We start from the raw sequence: 17,958 nt of genomic DNA, 5'->3' as shown, positions 1-17,958 counted from the left end.
AAGCAAACCATGGTCACCCTGAACTGCGACATGGGGGAAAGTTACGGCAACTGGCGTTTCGGCGACGATGCCGGCATCATGCCCCACATCGATTGCGCCAACATCGCATGCGGCTTCCACGCCTCCGATCCATGGACGATGCTGAAGACCGTGCGGCTCGCGCTTTCGCACGGAAAGCAGGTTGGCGCGCATCCGTCCCTTCCCGATCGCGAGGGGTTCGGCCGGCGCGAGATGAAACTTCAGCCCGAGGAACTGACAGCCGCCTTCCTCTACCAAATCGGTGCGCTGACAGGAATGCTGGCCGCCGAGGGCGGGCAGCTCAGCCATGTCAAGCCGCATGGCATCATCTACGGCATGGCCGCGCACGACGTGGACACTGCCCGGGCGATTGCCGCGGCGGTCAAGCCGTTCGGCGTCCCTCTCTTCGGCCTGGCGGGAACCTGTCACGAGACGGCGGCAGCCGAACTCGGCGTCGCCTTCGTGGGCGAGTTCTTTCCCGATCTTGCCTACGCTCCCGGCGGCAGCCTGATCATTCCGCGCGTCCAGTCGGCCATCGACCTGACGCTTGCCGAGCACCGCATGGTGGGGGCGCTTACCCGACGCGAACTCGTCACGACAGACGGTACGATCCGCCCGGTCGACTTCGACACCGTCTGCATCCACTCCGATCCTCCGAATGCGCGCGACGTCGCCGCGCTGATGCGGCGGATCATCGACACCCATTCCAACAGCCTGCCATGATTCATTTCCCGAATCGTGAAAGCTACACGCATGGGATCGAGGACTATCTTGCACTCACCGCCCGAACCATTTCCCCAAGCCGCTGAGGACTTCCATGGATGCGCTTTCCAACTCTCTCGCCGCCGACATCGCCACCTCCATGCACCCCTACACAAACCTGCGTCAGCACGAGGAATCCGGGCCGCTGATCATCAGCCGCGGTGACGGCATCCGTGTGTATGACGAACGCGGCAAGGAATACATCGAAGGGCTCGCCGGGCTGTGGTCGGTGGGCGTCGGCTTTTCGGAAAAGCGGTTGGCCGACGCTGCCTACCAGCAAATGCTGAAGCTGCCCTACTACCACACCTTCTCCTCCAAGGCGCATGAGCCATCCATCCGGCTCGCTGAGAAACTCGTGGAGATGACGCCGGAAAACCTGACGCGTGTCTTCTTCACGTCGTCGGGCTCGGAAGCCAACGACACCATCGTCAAGATGATGTGGTTCATGAACAACGCGCTGGGCCGGCCAAAAAAGAAGAAATTCCTGGCACGGACCAAGGGCTATCACGGCATCACCGTCGCCTCCGGCAGCCTGACGGGCCTGCCGGTCAACCATCGCGACTTCGATCTGCCGGCGATTCCCGTTCGCCATTTGACCTGCCCGCACTTCTATCGCTTCGGCATGGAAGGCGAAGACGAAGCCGCCTTCACGGCGCGTCTGCTCGCCGAGCTGGAAGCGGCGATCGCGGAAGAAGGGGCTGACACCATTGCAGCCTTTATAGGAGAGCCGCTCATGGCAGCCGGCGGCGTTCTGCCGCCGCCGGTCGGGTACTGGGAAGGCGTGGAGAAAATCTGCCGGGCAAATGATATCATCCTGATAGCAGACGAGGTGATCTGTGGTTTCGGGCGGCTTGGTACGCCTTTCGGCGCTCAGAAATACGGCTTCACGCCTGATATCATGACGGTCTCCAAGCAAATCACGTCGTCTTATATGCCGCTTGCCGCCGTCATTTTCTCCGATGCGATCTATCAGGCGATCGCCGACAACACCGCAACGATCGGCAATTTCGGCCACGGCTTCACGGCGTCGGGTCATCCGGTCGCGACGGCGGTGGGTCTCGAAAACCTCGCCATCTTCGAGGAGCGGGACTTGATCGGAAACGCGGCCCGCCTTGAGACGTCGTTCCAGGCCGGCATCCGCTCGTTCGCCGATCACCCGCTTGTCGGCGAAGCGCGGGGCACCGGTCTTATCGGCGCCGTGGAGCTGGTGGCAGACAAGGCGACGAAACGCCCCTTCGGCAAGGTTGGGCGCGCAGGGAGTATCGCAGCGGGAATCGGCCACGAGGAAGGCCTCATCTTCCGCGCCATCGGCGACCAGCTCGCGCTCTGTCCGCCGATGATCTCGACAGAAGACGATGTGAAGGAAATCATGGCGCGCATGGGCCGGACGCTTGAGCGCCTGACCGGTGCGGTTGCCAAGGAGGGGCTTGAATGACCCGCATGAAAGCCGAACCGGTCGTCCATATCGACGACGAACGCTTTCGGGTCACCGAATGGCGCTTTGCCACCGGGGCCGAGACCGGCTGGCACATCCATGGCCATGACTACGTCATCGTGCCGCTTACGGACGGCAAGCTCGGTCTCGAAGGCCCCGACGGCGCGCAGTCGCAAGCCGCTCTCACTCAAGGGGTGCCCTACTCGCGGCGGACGGGTGTGGCCCACAATGTCATCAATGCCGGCGATGCGCCGCTCGCCTTTCTCGAGGTCGAGGTCGTTGAGGCTGGCGATCTCGCAGCCAGGCGGCTCGCCGTGCTCGACCGGTTCCTCGCGGCCTGGAACGCTCGCGACGTGGGCGCGCTGATGGACTGCATGGTTGAGAATTGCGCTTTCCACGGCTCGGCCGGCCCCGATGCCGAAGGGCGCAAGCATGTGGGGCGTGACGCAGTGCGCGTCGCCTATGCAGCGCTGTTCGATGCCTTCCCGAAAGCCGCGTGGATCAGGGGACGGCACATCGTGACGGGCGACACCGGGCTTTCATCATGGCGCTTCGTCGGCACCACGGCAGCGGGGCAGCAAATCGAAGTCGACGGCTGCGATATCTTCGCTTTCTCGGGGGAGCTCATAGCGCTCAAGGATTCCTACCGCAAAGCGCGAGGGTAGCGAAAATCTGGATTCATCGGGCGACAAGGGCGGTCCAAACGGGCCGCCCTCGGTTTTTGCTCAAAGGCAATATCCTCAAAAGACGAAAGGCCCGGTCATCCCAAAGGAACAGGGCCTTCCGCATATGAAGGGCCGGGCTTACCCGGCCCATCTTCTCCTACTTGAGCAAGGCTTCCATCGGTACCGGCTCGGAAATCGTCCAGTTGCCTACAACACCCGGCTTGCCGGCCTTGGTCTCGACGATCAGGTACCGCGTCTGGTTCTGGTGATGCAGTTCCGGCGTGAAGGTACGAGGCCCGAACAGTGTCGGCTCATTCTTCATCTTTTCCAGTTCCGCGACGACCGCGTCGGCATCGGCCGTGCCTGCACGCTCCACCGCCTTGGCCCAGACGTCGACCATGACGTAACCCGGAAAGACATACTGGCTCGAGGGATCGGCGCCTGTCTTCTGCTTGTAGGTGGCATTGAACTTCAGCACGGCCGGATTGGGATCGTCGCCATAGATCGATCCCTGAACGGGGACGTAGAAGTTCGTCAGATCGGGCACAGCCGAGAGCCAATAGCTACCGTCGACGCCCGATCCATTCAGGATCATGGAATTGATACCCGCGGCGCGAAGCTGCTTGATGGCCGAGACGGCGCCCGGCATCATCGTGCAAAGCATGATCGCATCCGGCTCCTTCGGCAGAGACTTGATGCGGGTGATCTGCGCGGCGATGGAGGCATCCTCGTTCTTGAAGGTGTCTTCACCGACAAGCTTCGCGCCCTGGGCTTCGAGCTTCGGCATCATCCAGTCGAAGCCGTCGCAGATGCCCTTGTTGTAGGCCGTCCAGGTATCGAGCAGACGGTAGAAGTCCTTTGCGCCCTTTTCCTTGAATGCCCACTCGGCCATGGTCGCTCCCTGCACGGCCGCCAGCACCGACGCGGAGAAGCTGTGCGGGCCGACACCCTGGATGCCGGCCTTGACCGATTCCGCGCACAGGAAGAAGGAGATACGGCCTGCGTCCTCGGCCGCGAGCGCAGCCGGCGATCCGAAGTCGTAGTCGCAGGACACGACCACGAGATCCGCACCCTGGTCGAGCACGGAGAGGCCAGCCTTGGCGCCTTCGGCCCGGTCGGACTTGGTGTCGGCCTTGACGACCTTGATCTGCTTTCCAAGCAGACCGCCAGCCGCATTGATCTCGTCGATGCGGATCAAAGCCGCCTCCTGGGCAGGCTTGTCATAGGCTTCCATGAAGCCCGACTCCGCAGTGGCGAAGCCGATGACGATAGTCTTGTCATCGGCCAGGGCCGGGTATGCGATGGACATCGAGGCCAGAGCGGTTGCGACAATTCTCATTTTGTATGCCATGCACGTCTCCTTTTTTGTTTTCCGGTCGGGCTTGTGCCGCCGGTCACTTGTTGCGACTGCTGCGAGGTAAGGTGAGTTCGCGGTTGCCCATGAGTCCGGATGGGCGAAGCGCGAGGATCACGATCATGATGACGCCGAGGGCTATTTCCTGAACCCCTTTCGGGAGGGCGAACGTGGACTCGCCGAGCGATACGCCTGCCTCCAGCCAACGCAGCGCCTGGATGAGGGCGGACAGCAGGACGACACCCAGCACTCCACCCGACAGGCTGCCCATGCCGCCGACGACGAGCATGGAAAGGGTGATGAAGGTGAGACCGAGATAGAATGTATCGGGTGTGACCACGCCGATGGAATGAGCCATCAGCGCACCGCCCAGCCCCATCACCGCGCCTGATACGACGAACGCCACCAGTCTTTCCCTGGGAATGTCGACTCCGGAAGCCGCGGCGGCGGTGGGCTCGTCGCGGGCAGCACGAAGGGCCAGGCCGGACCGGGAGATCGCGTGCGCCCAGGCGATGAAGATTGCGACCACGGCGCCGATGAGATACGGCCAGATCACGCGCACGATCGGAATGCCGACGACCGATGAGGTCGCTCCGGTCACGCTCTCCCAGTTGGAATAAATTGTGTTGATCATGGCGAGCATCGCGAAGGTCGCGATCGACGCAGCGATGCCCGATAGCCGCATCAGCACCCGCCCGAAGATGAGAGCGGCGAGGGCGGCGAACAATGCCGCCAGCACAGCCGATTGCCAGTACGGCAATCGGGTCGCCAGCAGCCATTCGGGCAATCCCGGCAGCGAACCGCGTTTCATCATCGGATTGATGGTGAGCCACGCGGCCGCGTAGGCGCCAAGGCAGGTGAAGCCGATGTGCCCGAAGCTGAGAACGCCCGAGTTTCCGATAAAGATGTATAGGCCCACGACGAGGATGACGCGGACGAACACGTCGATCACCGTCTGGTTGAAGGGCCGCGATCCGGTCATCACCGTGATCAGCGCGATGGCCAGCAGCAGCAGCGAAAGCAGGACCGGAGTCAGGACGGTACGGCGGGCAAGCGCGAAGCGTGCGGGCTTTCGCTCGGTAGCCGCGGCACCGGGAGCGGTAGAGTTGGCTAGGGAGGCGGCGACAGCCATGAAATCAGACCCTTTCCTTGGTGCCGCGCGCGGCAATAAGCCCTTGCGGGCGGAAGAGGAGAACGAGGATGACCGCTCCATAGACAAAGGCATCGCGGAATGGCCGGGCGTCGATGGGCAGCATGACCTGCATGATCACCGAGGCGGCACCCAGCAGGAAGCCGGCGAGCACGGCTCCCCCGAGGCTGCCGAGGCCGCCAATGACGGTGGCGATGAAGGCCATCAACATGATCGAGGCGCCCATCTGGATGTCCAGCGTGCCTGTCTGGGCGCCAAAGATCAGCGCAATGGCGGCGGCCAACGCGCCGGAGAGGGCGAACGCACCCATGATGACCCGGTTCGCACGCACACCCAGCATGCGGGCCATCGAGAAGTTCTCGGCCGCCGCCCGCATCTCCAGGCCGAAGCGAGTTTGACGCAGGAACAATGTCAGGCCGATCAGGATGACCATCGTAGTCACGATCGTTATGAGTTGGAGGAGGGGAAGCCGGGCACCGAAGATCTCCACCGGCTGGGACAGTTCGGGCAGCAGCGAAATCGATTTCGGCCGACTGGAGAACAGCATGAGCAGGAAGTAGCGAATTACGAAACCGAGCGCGAAGGAGGCGATCATCATGGTTGCCGGATTTGCCTGGCGGAACCGCCTGAAGACGACGATTTCGCACAGCACCGACAGCCCGGCCCCGCAGAGGAGGACGAAGGGCACCAGAAGGTACCACGGCAATTGGCCGGCGAAGACGATGGCCATTGCGTCCGTAGACGGCCATAGCAGCGCGAAGACGCAGAAGGCGATGACGTCGCCATGCGCGAAGTTCACCAGCCGCATGACGCCGAAGATGAGGGCGATGCCGAGCGCTCCGAGCGCGTACAGCGAGCCAAGCGAGAGTGCGTCGAACAGGATCTGAAGCATCTCAATTGTCCTCGTAGCCGAAATAGGCAGCCTGGATCGCCTCGCCGTTGCCGAGCGTCCGCGCGTCGCCATCGAGCACGATCTGTCCGCCACGCATCAGGATCATCCTCCCGCCCACCATCATCGCTCGGGCCGAGCTCTGCTCAACGATCAGGAGCGTGAGCTGGCGCTGCGCACGCAGCGCGATCAGCCGCTCGTAGACCTGGTCGTTGATGTTGGGGGCGAGGCCCAGCGAAGGCTCGTCAATGGCTACAAGCCGCGGATTGGTCATCAGCGCGCGTCCGATGACCAGCATTTGCTGCTGCCCGCCGGACAGCAATCCCGCCTGCCCGTGCCGCCTCTCTTTCAGCATCGGGAAGGTCGCGTAGACGGCTTCGAGTTCGTCGGCCGCTCGGCTGCGCCAGCCGCGTTCGCGGGCGTGCATGCCGGTTCCGACCAGGAGGTTCTCTTCGGTCGTCAGCGAGCCGAAGACATCGCGCCCCTCCGGCACCATGGAGAATCCGAGCCGGGCGATGTTTTCCGGCGCCTGGCCGGTGATCTCATGACCTGCAAGGTCGATCCGGCCGCCCGCCACCGGCGTAACACCGGCGATCGCGCGCAGCAGCGAAGACTTCCCGGCTCCGTTCGGGCCGGTGATGAACAGGATTTCTCCCTCGGCCATGGAGAAGGAGACATTTCGGACCGCCGTGAGACGGCTATAGCGAATAGTGATATCGGAAAGGGCGAGCAGGCTCATTCCATCGCCTCCAGCACAGGCAGGTCGGTGTTCGCGGCAGTGCCCATATAAGCGTGGCGCACCTTCTCGCTGTCGCGGATCGCGGCAGGCGGGCCTTCCTCGATGATCGCTCCGGAATCGAGCACGACGATATGCTGGCAGAGGCCGAGCACCAGCCCGACATTGTGCTCGATGAGCAGGACACCACAGCCGAGATCGGCGGCGATGTGTCTTATCAGGGCCGAAAGCTCCCGCGCCTCCAGTGCGCTCATGCCAGCCGCGGGCTCGTCGAGCAGGATGTATGCGGGCCGTCCCATCAGGGCGCGGCCAATGGCGACGCGGCGCTCGTCCGTATATGGCAACGTTCCGGCGATGCGGGTGCTCAGCGCACCGATGCCTATCCAGTCGAGCATCGCTTCCGCTTCGGCGATGGCAGCGCGCCGGCTCATTCCCAGGCCAACGCCGGTTACCTCCAAATTGTCCAGCACAGGCAAGTCGCGGAAGAGCCGCCCACCCTGGAAGGTGCGGGCGATGCCGCGCCGCCGGACCTGATGCGGCTTGAGACCCGTGAGTGCTGCGCCGTCGAGCTTGATGGTGCCTTCCGTCGGTGCCTGGAAGCCGGTCAGCACGTTGACGAGCGTGGTCTTGCCAGCGCCATTCGGGCCGATGAGGCCACTAATGCGGCCGGGCGTAATTTGGAGGTCTACCGATGACAGGGCCTTCAGCCCCGCAAACGATACCGAGACGTTCTCCGCGCTCAGATGACTCATGACCCTTTCCTTCTTTCTACCGACGGAAAGGCGCGAAGCATCCGGCCTTGCGGCCAGTCACGTTGCAAATGTCTTCCCCTGTCGGTTCCGGCGGTCTCTAGCGGACTGCTCGGATGCCAAATTCACGCCGTTGCCCGGCGTCGTCTTGTCGTTTCGCGCACCGGATTTTGTCTTCCGCCACGCACGGTCGGTTTTGGCCGGCCGATCTCCTCGCCACCGGCTCCTCCGCCGGCATTTTTCCGGCTGACGTCAGCCGGCCAGATGTCCTTCAGCACGCGCCAGCGCGGCGCGCTGTTCGGTTCGCGCAGCAAGCGCGTCTTCCAGCGTCACCGGAACGAAGCGCGCCGGGGTGTGCGGCTGGAGTTGGGCGATAAGGTCCATGTCGGCCGATATCACCACGCCCAGCATCATGTACCCGCCACCCGAAACCGCGTCCCGGTGAAGAACGATCGGCTCCGTGCCACTCGGCACCTGGACGGATCCGTAGGGATAGCAGGCATCGACGATGTTCGAGGGGTCGGAGCCCGCACCGAAAGGCTGCTCGCGCTCGACGAACTCCAGTGGCGTCCCGCCCCGGAAGCGATAGCCGATGCGGTCGGCTTCGGGCGCGACCTTCCAGGTTTCCTCAAAGAACCGATTGCCGGCAGCCTCGGTGATCCGATGCCAGTACATGCCGGGAAGCATTCTGAGTTCCGCCGGACTATTGCCCGCGCGGCGCAGATTTGCAGGCAGTGAAAGACCGGCTTTGCCGGAACCTTCGCCGAGGGGAAGCTCATCACCCGCCTTCAGCGTGCGGCCCTGATGGCCGCCGAGTGCGCCCAGAATGTAAGTCGAGCGCGAACCGAGAACCACGGGTACGTCGATGCCGCCGGAGACGGCCAGATAAGCGCGCGCGCCGCCCTTGAGGAAGCCGAAGGAAAGCCGGTCACCGGCCTTCACCGGAAAACTTTCCCAAGTAGGCCGTTCCTCGCCATTGAGTTTGGGTGGGAGCTCTCCACCCGTGACGGCGACGACCGCGGATTGGGTGAATTCGAGTTCGGGGCCCATGAAGGTGGCTTCGAGCACCGCGGCACCCGGATTGTTGCCGACAAGCAGGTTTGCGATGCGTGTGGCAAAGCGGTCCATGCCGCCGCCTTCGGGAATGCCGACATGATAGTGGCCTGGTCGACCAAGGTCCTGCACGGAAGTGGAGAGGCCGGGAGAGATTACCTTAACGGCCATTGATAAGCTCCATCAGCTTTGCATTGGTGCCGTAAATATCGCTGTTGAAGTCCTTCAGGCTGAAGGTGCACTCGCGAACCGTCGGCTGCCACCGATTGGCTTCAATTTCCTCCAGCGTGGCGTCGTAGTCATCGCGGCCAATGGCCTTGAACTTGACGATGTCGCCTGGCTTGAACAGGCACATGTCATCGGAGAGGTAGCGCACCTTCCTGGTCGGGTCGTAGATCGGGGCCGGGGTTATGCCATACATCTGGTAGCCGCCAGCGCCGCGTACTGAATAGATCGCTGCGAAGCAGCCGCCATGGCCAATGGTGAGCTTGGGAGTGTCGGTGCGTGGACGCAAGTATTTCGGCGCCTGAATCTGTTTCTTGCGCTCAACCATCTGGTACAGGAAGGGCAGTCCGGCGACGAAGCCGACCATCGATACGAACCAGGGCTGGCCGGAATAGGCCTCGATAAATTCTTCCACCGTGGCGTAGCCGTTGATGCGGGCCGAATATTCAAGATCGGTGGAGGAGGGGTCCTGATGGCGCTCGCGGAAGCGCAAGCAGGTTTCACGCGTCCATGGATCCTGGAAATAAACCGGCAGTTCGATGATCCGGGTCTTCAGCACCGGGTCCGCCTTCGAGGCCGCCTCTTCCATCGACTTCAGTTCGCTGAGCAAATCCTGCGGCTTGACGATGTCGGGGTTGAAGCGAATCTGGAAGCTGGCGTTGGCAGGGCAGATCTCGGTGACACCTCGGATGCCTGCCGTACGCACCGCGTTCGTCATCGAAAGGCCGGTAAAGAAGGAGGTGAGCGACATTTCCTCGGACACCTCGCCGAAGATATGTTCGTCACCGCCGAAGTTGAATCGTATCGACATCGGTCCTCCTTAACCCGCCAAAGCTGCGGCGTTTTCGATGAGCCAGCCTTCCAGCCAGCGGGTATGCACGTCTCCCGCCCGCACCGCCGGATCGGCGGCCAGCGCAAGAAACAGCGGCTTGGTGGTCTTGAGCCCGCCGATCTTCAACTCGTTGAGCGCGCGGATCAGGCGCACTATCGCCGCCTCGCGCGTCTCTGCATGCACGATCAGCTTGGCAAGCAGCGAGTCATAAAAGGGCGGCACCTGATAGCCTTGGTAGAGCATCGAATCGAAGCGTACGCCCGGACCGCCGGGAATGCGAAGCTCGGCCACTTGCCCCGGGAATGGAGCGAACTCCTTCGCCGGGTCTTCGGCATTGAGCCGGACTTCGATCGCATGCCCCTTGACGGAGACATCGCCTTGCCGGATCCGCAGCTTCTCGCCGCCGGCGATGCGAAGCATCTCCGCAACGAGGTCGATGCCGGTGATCGCTTCGGTGACCGGGTGCTCGACCTGGATACGGGTGTTCATCTCGATGAAGTAAAAGCGATCTGCTTCATCGTCATAAAGATACTCTACCGTGCCGGCACCAGAGTATTTGACCGCCTTGGCCAAAGCGACCGCCGAAGCGCAGAGCTCCTCGCGCAGCCTGTCTGAAAGTGCGCGCGACGGCGCCTCCTCCCAAACCTTCTGGCGTCGCCGCTGCAGTGAGCACTCCCGCTCGTAGCAGTGGATGGCATCGCTTCCGTCTGCCAGCACCTGCACCTCGATATGGCGGGCCTTGCCGATCACCTTTTCCATGTAGAGGCCACCGTCGCCAAAGGCGGCGAGGGCTTCTGCTTTGGCTTGAGGAAAGGCTTGTTCGAACTCGGCGAGCGAGTTGGCGATGCGGATGCCCCGCCCACCGCCGCCTGCCGCCGCCTTGATCATCACCGGAAAACCGGTTGCGGTCAGCACCTCGTGGCCAGCCTTGAGGCCCTCGACCCGGCCAGCCGAGCCAGGCACCACAGGGACACCTGCAGCGGCGGCGGCGGATCGCGCCGAGACCTTGTCTCCCATCATCCGGATCGCATCTCCTGACGGGCCGACGAAGACCAATCCAGCGCCTGTGACCGCGTCGGAAAACGCGGCATTCTCGGCAAGGAACCCATAGCCTGGATGAACGCTGTCGCAACCGGTGTCGCGGGCAGCCTTCAGAATTGCTTCGACATTGAGATAGGACTTCTTTGCTGCTGGTGGGCCGATGTTGACCGCTTCGTCCGCAAGCTGGACGTGGAGCGACTCGGCGTCTGCGGCCGAATACACCGCCACGGTGGTGATCCCCAAATCTTGCGCGGCCCGGATGATCCTGACCGCTATCTCGCCCCGGTTGGCAACCAGAAGCTTTTTCAGCATCAGTCGAGATCCGCAATAGGTGCGCCGGCCATGATGGGGTCTTCATTGTCGGCAATGAAGCGGATGTTCGTACCGGCCGTCTCGGCCCTCACTTCGTGGAACGACTTCATCACTTCGATGAGACCGATTACGTCTCCGGCGGAAACCGCGTCCCCATCCGCCTTGTAGGGCGGCTGGTCTGGCGAAGCGCTCCGATAGAAGGTGCCGGGAAGAGGCGAAAGAATCTGGGCCATAAAAAGCTCCGGAAAACTGCGGACAGACTAATTTGGAACCGCCCGCGCGGGCGGGTTCGGTCGAGTTCAGTGCCAGGGGGCGATTGCGGTGCGCACGGCTCTGGCTATTTCGATGGCGTTCGGCGTATCGGAATGCACGCAGATGGTTTCGCAGCGTACGGGGAAGAAACTGCCGTCCTCTGCCGTGCCCTCGCCCTCCCTGATGGCGCGTACGCACCGCTCGGCCATCTCTGCGGGGTCCTTGGCGTCATGAACGCGTGTCAAGATCAGCTTGCCGGAGGCATCGTAGTCGAGATCGGCATAGAACTCGGCGACGAATGGGATACCGCGCTCTTGATAAATCTTCTCATGCAGGGTGCCCGTCATGCCGAAGAGGGGTACGCCGAAAACCTCTGCGGCGTCACACACGCCATGGGCGATTGCCTCCTGCTGCATGGCCATGAAGTAAAGGCTGCCATGCGGCTTGATGTGGTGGAGTTCCACACCTTCGGCCTTGAGGAAGCCGGCAAGCGCTCCCACCTGGTAAATGATGGTGTTCCTGACTTCTTCGCGGGTCATCCGCATCTCGCGCCGGCCGAAACCCTGAATGTCGGGCAAGCCTGGATGGGCGCCGATCTTGACGCCACTCGCCTTGGCGCTGCGGACGGCGGCGTGCATGTGATCCGGATCAGAAGCGTGGAAACCACAGGCGACATTGGCAACGTCGATGATGGGCATCATGCCCATATCATCGCCAACCTTGTAGAGGCCAAAGCTTTCGCCCATGTCGCAGTTTAGCGTCACCGCCATCGCATTGTTACCCCTCGAAGCTGCCGTCTTTGCGGCGTTGCAGCATTTTTTGCGCATGCGAAGGCGTTTGTGAAATAGTAGTTTATTGATTGTCATATCAAAAAAACAGATAATGGTTCTGGGCCGGAGCGCACCATGACCATCACCTTGAAACAGCTTGATTATTTTATCGCGACCGCCGAGAGCGGACAGGTCAGTCATGCTGCGGTGGAACTCAACATCTCGCAATCGGCGGTCACTGCGGCGATAAAGACGCTTGAGGCTGACCTGGGCGTACGGCTTTTGGAGCGTAACCACGCTGGCGTAAGATTGACGATGGAGGGCGCGCGGTTTCTTGAACATGCGCGGGTTATCACCGGGGCCGTCGCTGCCGCCGTCCGAAGCCCGTTGCGCGATAGGAAAGGCCTGGCGGGCAAGCTGCGGCTGGGCATGACCTACACGGTCGTCGGCTACTACATGTCGCGCCACTACGCCCGGTTTCGAAAGACCTATCCCGAGATCGAGGTCGAGGTGCTGGAACTGCCCCGAGACGCTCTCGAAAGCGGGTTGATGTGCGGGGACATCGACATGGCCGTGATGCTGGTGTCGAACCTGGAGCACACCAAGGAGTTGGCGCAGGAGGTCTTGATGCGGTCCAACCGCCGGCTCTGGCTTTCGGCTGATCATCACCTGCTCGCGCGACAGGAAATCAGCCTCACCGATGTGGCGGCGGAAGATTATGTCATGCTGACGGTTGACGAGGCACGTACGACGGCCGCCCGTTACTGGGATGCCGCGGGGCTTTCGCTCCGCGCCGTCCTTACCACCAGTTCGGTCGAGGCCGTGCGGTCGCTCGTGGCTGCCGGCATGGGGGTCACTGTCCTGTCCGACATGGTTTACCGCCCCTGGTCCTTGGAGGGGCAGCGCATCGAAGTGCGCGGGCTTGTCGAGCCCATCCCCACTATGGATGTCGGCCTGGCCTGGTCGCGTGACAGATCAATCGAACCGGCAGCGGCGGCCTTCCGGGCCTTCATGTCCGTGACCATGGGCGGCGGCGGCTAACCGCCTGCCGTCAGGCAGGCGCTATGGCACAGGCTTGGAATGGTGGCGACGACGCGGATGCCGAACGGTGCGAGTTCCACGGCCATGGCCCGGGTGGCGGCAATCGCCCAGCCCTTGAAGCATTGCACCAAGTCAAATTCGGGCGAGGCGAGACGCCGCCGTTGGCGATCCGGTCGGACATCTCTTCGTCCATCGTCTCGAGCGCCAGGGCGGCTGGGCCACGCCGGCATTGTTGACCAGTATGTCGAGACCGCCAAAGGCCGAGCGGGCCAGGTCTGCCGCCGATGGCGACCTTGCCAGCAAGTCTCATATCTGCTCCTCCATTGCCGGCACCATCGGGGAAGTCGCGTACATTGCACAGTCCGATTATCTGAACGCCCTTTTAGCTTTCTTTGTTTGAGGTCGACCGGCGTGGGAGGCATAGTCGCCACGGAATTGTGAGGAGGAAGGGATGACGCTGAATTTCGACCCGCGGGCGAAGGCCACGGCGCTCTACCACGGCGAATTCCGGCCGATGTTCGTCGGCGGCAAGTGGGTTCCGGCACGGTCCGGCCAGGAGATGCAGGCGCTCAACCCGGCGACTGGCGAAGTGCTGGCCACCGTGCCGCGTGGCTCGGCGGCCGACGTCGATGCGGCGGTGGCCGCTGCGCGCGCGGCTTTCGAAGGGCCATGGTCAAAATTTTCGCCCTATGAGCGGCAGTGCGTGCTTCTGCGCATCGCCGATCTCTTCGAGACCCATTGGGAAGAGCTCAGCGTTTCGGACACTCTCGACATGGGACTGCCGATCACGCGCACGCTCGCCAACCGGCGGCGCGTCATCGGCATGCTGCGCTTCTATGCGGGCATGGCGACCGCGCTGCATGGCGAATCCATAGACAATTCGATCCCCGGCGAGATCGTCAGCTTCACAAGGCGCGAGCCGGTGGGCGTTGTCGGCGCGATCATCCCCTGGAACGCTCCGACCGCCGCTTCGATCTGGAAGATCGCGCCGGCGCTCGCCACCGGCTGCACCATCGTGCTGAAGCCCTCGGAGGATGCCTCGTTGACGCCGTTGCTGATCGCCAGGCTGATGCAGGAAGCCGGCGTTCCCGACGGCGTCGTCAACGTCGTCACCGGCACCGGGGCGGAGGCCGGTGCGTGGCTCGCTAAACATCCCGACGTCAACAAGATCGTCTTCACCGGCTCGACGCTGACCGGCCAGGCCATCGCGCGGGCGGGCGTGATCAACCTCAAGCGCGTTTCCCTGGAACTCGGCGGCAAATCGCCGATCATCGTCTGCCGTGATGCCGACATCGACAAGGCGGTTCCTGTCGCCGCGATGGCGGTGTTCGTGCATTCGGGCCAGATCTGCATCGCCGGATCGCGGCTGTTCGTGGCGCGCGAGATCCATGACGAATTCGTGCGCCGGGTAGCCGAGTTTGCCGGCAGGCTTCGCATCGGCCATGGCATCGAGGCGGAAACCGAAATCGGCCCGCTCATCAATGCCAGGCAGGCCGGCAAGGTGGTGGGCTATATCAAGGCCGGCCGCGACGAAGGCGCGGAACTGATAGCGGGCGGCTCGCGACTGACCGGCGAGATCTACGACGGCGGCAATTTCATCGCGCCGACTGTCTTCGGCGCGGTGTCGGACAAGATGACCATCGCGCGTGAAGAAATCTTCGGTCCGGTGATTTCGGCGATGCCGTTCGACACGCTCGACGAAGCCGTTGCGCGGGCCAATGCGACGCCCTACGGCCTGGCCGCCGGCATTTTCACCAGTCATCTGGGCACCGCCCACAAGCTCGCCCGCCGCATCAAGGCCGGCTCGGTGTGGGTCAACATGTACCACGCCATCGACCCGGCGGTGCCGTTCGGCGGCATGAAGATGTCCGGCTACGGCCGCGAGGGCGGCATCGAACATCTGCATGAATATCTGGAGACCAAGTCGATCTGGATCCAGACCGACTGAGCGTGCGCTGATATTCAGGTGAGGCCGGCCTGCGAATGACGGCGTCCCGCACCATTCTCGGCGCTCGTGCAAGGTGCCTGTCCGAAGGCGCGATGCTCAGTTTGCCAGTTCGCAAATTGGTGCGGATGAGGTTCATCAGCTGTTCGGAGAAGGACTGGTGCACATAGCCCCGCGGTGATGATGCCGACGGAGCGGTGGGCGTCGCGATGGTCGATCGGCACCACTCGCATGCAGTGTGGAGAAAGACGATGAGGAATCGTCGGTTGTGTCCTCTGCCGGATTTCACCTGCCGCAAAGCTCAGCCCGATGCCGGTAGCTGCCGCGATCCCGTGACGGTACTTTCTTGAGTGACGGGAGTGTCTGGCCGGGCAGTCAAGCGGCTCTACTTTCCCCAGCTTCCGTCCTATAGGCCGTTTCCCTCGATCATCGCCATCAGGCAATCGCCAGATTGTGTGCCGCTGATGCCCAGATCACGCACGCTGTTCATGTGGTTTCGGTCATTCAGGCGGAGGTCGCAGACAAGTTGCCCCTGCGCGCGTAAGCGCTTTCCGAAGTCGGCGGCCTGCTGGTGAAAAGGTGACGTTTCCTGATCTCCGACGAGAATGGTCGCTGCCGTCTCCGGGTCATGCCACCGCGTCATCGGGGTGAAGGCAGTTGCCTCCTCATCGGTGATTCCGATTAGCGGCTGGAGGAAGGACGTCTGAAGGGGCTTGAGGTCGTAAAGGCCGCCTAGCAGCAGCGCCGCACGTATGCGCGATGGCATTGGCGTCTTTTCGAACAGGAATGTGGCCAGGTGCGCGCCCGCCGAATGACCACTTACGCTTAGCCGGGCAGGGTCACCGCCATGGGCGGCTATATTGTCCAGCACCCATTGTTTGGCACGCCGGATCTGGTCGACGATTGCCGCCATCCTGACTTCAGGCATCAGCGCATAGTCGACGATGACCGCGATCGCCCCAGCTTTGGTGACTGTGTTCGCTACATAAGAATAGTCGCTCCTGGAGAACATGCGCCAGTAGCCGCCATGGATGAAGATGTGCACGGGAAGATCCCTGCGCGCGCCGGGCGGAAAGAAGAGGTCCAACCTTTCGGCCTTGCCCTCGCCATAGGCGATATCAGCCGACATTGGCAGGATCGCCCGGGTTTCGGCGCTGCGGCTTACTATGTCGGCCACGACATCGTCAAAGTCGGCCACATGGTCGCGCGTGCGGAAAGGGTCCTTTGACATGACTGCCGGTTCAGAAGGTGACGGCAATATATTTAGCCTCCATGAACTCGGCGATGCCGTGGTGCTGGCCGCCTTCGCGGCCAAGGCCACTCTGCTTGACGCCTCCGAATGGTGCGGCCGGATCCGACATCAGTCCTCGGTTGAGACCGATCATGCCGGCCTCGATCCCGGACGCCACCCGCATGCCGCGTCCAATATCGCGTGTGTATATATAAGCGGCCAGGCCATATTCCGTGTTGTTAGCATGTGCGATCGCCTCGGCCTCGGTGTCGAAGCGTGTGATGGGTGCTACCGGGCCGAAAATCTCCTCGTGCGCCATCTCCGCGTCGGGCGGCACATCGGACAGCACTGTGGGCGGATAGAAGAATCCTTCTTCCTCCGAAATTGACCCGCCGCAAAGCACCTTGGCTCCCCGGCCCACCGCGTCCTTGACCAGGCGGTCGATCTTGTCGACAGCCTTTCTGGTGATCATCGGCCCGCATTCGGTGTCGGCATTCGGACCCGCTCCCACCTTAAGTGCCGCCATGCGCTTGCGGAGCCCGTCGGCAAAAGCATCATAGATTCCCGATTGCACATAGAGGCGATTGGCAGCGGTGCAGGCTTCGCCGGCGTTGCGCATCTTGGCGATCATCGCGCCGTGGAGGGCGGCGTCGAGATCGGCATCGTCGAAAACGACAAACGGGGCATTGCCGCCGAGTTCCATCGAACAGGAAATGACATGCTTTGAAGCCTCGCCGAGCAAGGTTCGGCCGACACCCGTCGACCCCGTGAAGGACAGTTTCCTGACGCGTGGATCGGCGAGCATGGCCGAAGTCAGCGGCCCGGGACTGGTCGTGGTCAGCACGTTGACGACGCCGGCAGGCACGCCGGCTTCGCTGTAGAGTGCCGCCAGCGCATAGGCCGTCAGCGGTGTTTCACTGGCCGGCTTCAGGACGACAGTGCAGCCTGCCGCCAGCGCCGGCGCGATCTTGCGGGTCGCCATCGCGGCCGGAAAATTCCACGGTGTGATCAGCACGCAGATTCCGATCGGCTCATAATCGACCACGATCCGGTTGGTGCCGGATGGCGCAGTGCCGAATTCACCGGTGATGCGGACCGCTTCCTCAGCATTCCAGCGGAAGAACTCGGCGGCGTACGCCACTTCGCCGCGCGCGTCGCGCAGCGCCTTGCCATTCTCCAGCGAGATCAGCATGGCAAGCGTTTCCGAGCGTTCGACCATCAGTTCGAAACAACGCCGAAGGATTTCCGAGCGTTTGCGCGGCGCAGTTTCCCGCCATCCCTTAGCTGCTTTGGCCGCCGCCTCGACGGCGGCGGTGGCGTCCTCGACCGTCGCATCGGGAACCGCCGCGATCACCGCCCCGGAGGAGGGATCGACTACATCGATGAGCCGACCGTCGGAGGACGGCCGCCAAGTGCCGTCGATGTAAAGTCCGTGCGAAAAACCGCGCACGTCATAGCCATCCTGGTCGAGTTGCTGAGCGTTCAAATTCATCGCTTT

General features: G+C 62.7%; 18 protein-coding genes. 5 read left to right on the top strand and 13 right to left on the bottom strand.

What is annotated here, in order from left to right:
• The first annotated feature begins 9 nt into the window (after positions 1-9).
• The 3 genes from EOA19_RS02215 to EOA19_RS36350 all read left to right on the top strand — a co-directional run bounded on the left by EOA19_RS02215 (position 10) and on the right by EOA19_RS36350 (position 2,880).
• Entirely contained in the window at positions 10-741 is a 732-nt protein-coding gene (locus EOA19_RS02215; protein WP_023808987.1) for a LamB/YcsF family protein, read from the top strand.
• A 94-nt stretch (positions 742-835) separates the two neighbouring features.
• Positions 836-2,215 (top strand): aspartate aminotransferase family protein, encoded by a 1,380-nt coding sequence (locus EOA19_RS02210; RefSeq protein ID WP_128302550.1) that lies wholly within the window; start codon positions 836-838, stop codon positions 2,213-2,215.
• Positions 2,212-2,880, top strand: coding sequence for a nuclear transport factor 2 family protein (locus EOA19_RS36350; protein ID WP_023808985.1), 669 nt, complete (start codon positions 2,212-2,214; stop codon positions 2,878-2,880). The genes EOA19_RS02210 and EOA19_RS36350 overlap by 4 nt, the downstream gene beginning before the upstream one ends.
• A gap of 157 nt (positions 2,881-3,037) precedes the next feature.
• On the opposite strand, the gene EOA19_RS02200 is transcribed toward EOA19_RS36350, so the two are convergent.
• The 10 genes from EOA19_RS02200 to EOA19_RS02155 form a co-directional block, all read right to left on the bottom strand.
• Complete coding sequence (locus EOA19_RS02200) at positions 3,038-4,231, bottom strand: ABC transporter substrate-binding protein (RefSeq protein ID WP_023808984.1); 1,194 nt, start codon at positions 4,229-4,231, stop codon at positions 3,038-3,040.
• Positions 4,232-4,274: 43 nt separating this feature from the next.
• Complete coding sequence (locus EOA19_RS02195) at positions 4,275-5,366, bottom strand: branched-chain amino acid ABC transporter permease (protein ID WP_023808983.1); 1,092 nt, start codon at positions 5,364-5,366, stop codon at positions 4,275-4,277.
• 4 nt (positions 5,367-5,370) lie between these two features.
• Complete coding sequence (locus EOA19_RS02190) at positions 5,371-6,276, bottom strand: branched-chain amino acid ABC transporter permease (RefSeq protein WP_128302549.1); 906 nt, start codon at positions 6,274-6,276, stop codon at positions 5,371-5,373.
• 1 nt (position 6,277) lies between these two features.
• Positions 6,278-7,012, bottom strand: a complete 735-nt coding sequence (locus EOA19_RS02185) for an ABC transporter ATP-binding protein (RefSeq protein WP_023808981.1) — start codon at positions 7,010-7,012, stop codon at positions 6,278-6,280.
• Positions 7,009-7,761, bottom strand: a complete 753-nt coding sequence (locus tag EOA19_RS02180) for an ABC transporter ATP-binding protein (protein ID WP_023808980.1) — start codon at positions 7,759-7,761, stop codon at positions 7,009-7,011. Before EOA19_RS02180 ends, EOA19_RS02185 begins: the two co-directional genes overlap by 4 nt.
• 249 nt (positions 7,762-8,010) lie before the next feature.
• On the bottom strand, positions 8,011-8,982 hold the full coding sequence (locus tag EOA19_RS02175; protein ID WP_023808979.1) for a biotin-dependent carboxyltransferase family protein: 972 nt from the start codon (positions 8,980-8,982) through the stop codon (positions 8,011-8,013).
• On the bottom strand, positions 8,972-9,847 hold the full coding sequence (locus EOA19_RS02170) for a carboxyltransferase domain-containing protein (RefSeq protein WP_128302548.1): 876 nt from the start codon (positions 9,845-9,847) through the stop codon (positions 8,972-8,974). Before EOA19_RS02170 ends, EOA19_RS02175 begins: the two co-directional genes overlap by 11 nt.
• A 9-nt stretch (positions 9,848-9,856) precedes the next feature.
• Positions 9,857-11,221: an acetyl-CoA carboxylase biotin carboxylase subunit gene (locus tag EOA19_RS02165; RefSeq protein ID WP_128302547.1), complete on the bottom strand. Its 1,365-nt coding sequence runs from the start codon at positions 11,219-11,221 to the stop codon at positions 9,857-9,859.
• Positions 11,221-11,454 (bottom strand): acetyl-CoA carboxylase, encoded by a 234-nt coding sequence (locus tag EOA19_RS02160; protein ID WP_013533152.1) that lies wholly within the window; start codon positions 11,452-11,454, stop codon positions 11,221-11,223. Before EOA19_RS02160 ends, EOA19_RS02165 begins: the two co-directional genes overlap by 1 nt.
• 66 nt (positions 11,455-11,520) lie before the next feature.
• Positions 11,521-12,243, bottom strand: a complete 723-nt coding sequence (locus EOA19_RS02155; protein WP_127255327.1) for a LamB/YcsF family protein — start codon at positions 12,241-12,243, stop codon at positions 11,521-11,523.
• 135 nt (positions 12,244-12,378) lie between these two features.
• Here EOA19_RS02155 and EOA19_RS02150 point away from each other — a divergent pair, with 135 nt between their 5' ends.
• The gene (locus tag EOA19_RS02150; protein ID WP_127294331.1) at positions 12,379-13,284 is read left to right on the top strand and encodes a LysR family transcriptional regulator; all 906 of its coding nucleotides are present in this window, start codon (positions 12,379-12,381) and stop codon (positions 13,282-13,284) included.
• Here EOA19_RS02150 and EOA19_RS36345 read toward each other — a convergent pair.
• Positions 13,281-13,415: a hypothetical protein gene (locus tag EOA19_RS36345; protein ID WP_281040467.1), complete on the bottom strand. Its 135-nt coding sequence runs from the start codon at positions 13,413-13,415 to the stop codon at positions 13,281-13,283. The genes EOA19_RS02150 and EOA19_RS36345 overlap by 4 nt on opposite strands.
• A gap of 320 nt (positions 13,416-13,735) precedes the next feature.
• Between EOA19_RS36345 and EOA19_RS02140 the strand changes: the two genes are divergently transcribed.
• A complete protein-coding gene (locus tag EOA19_RS02140) occupies positions 13,736-15,232 on the top strand; it encodes an aldehyde dehydrogenase family protein (RefSeq protein ID WP_128302546.1) in 1,497 nt (498 codons plus the stop codon).
• A 403-nt stretch (positions 15,233-15,635) separates the two neighbouring features.
• Here the strand turns inward: EOA19_RS02140 and EOA19_RS02130 are convergent, their stop codons facing one another.
• Together EOA19_RS02130 and EOA19_RS02125 are read right to left on the bottom strand one after the other, a co-directional pair.
• Positions 15,636-16,358, bottom strand: a complete 723-nt coding sequence (locus EOA19_RS02130; RefSeq protein WP_348629814.1) for an alpha/beta hydrolase — start codon at positions 16,356-16,358, stop codon at positions 15,636-15,638.
• Between the two features lie 112 nt (positions 16,359-16,470).
• Positions 16,471-17,952, bottom strand: a complete 1,482-nt coding sequence (locus EOA19_RS02125; RefSeq protein WP_128302545.1) for an NAD-dependent succinate-semialdehyde dehydrogenase — start codon at positions 17,950-17,952, stop codon at positions 16,471-16,473.
• Positions 17,953-17,958: the final 6 nt, after the last annotated feature.

It is taken from the genome of Mesorhizobium sp. M7A.F.Ca.US.010.02.1.1, assembly GCF_004023085.1.
Lineage (GTDB): Bacteria > Pseudomonadota > Alphaproteobacteria > Rhizobiales > Rhizobiaceae > Mesorhizobium.
Note: the sequence above shows the minus strand (reverse complement) of the source record. Positions and strands in the feature narration are given on the sequence as shown.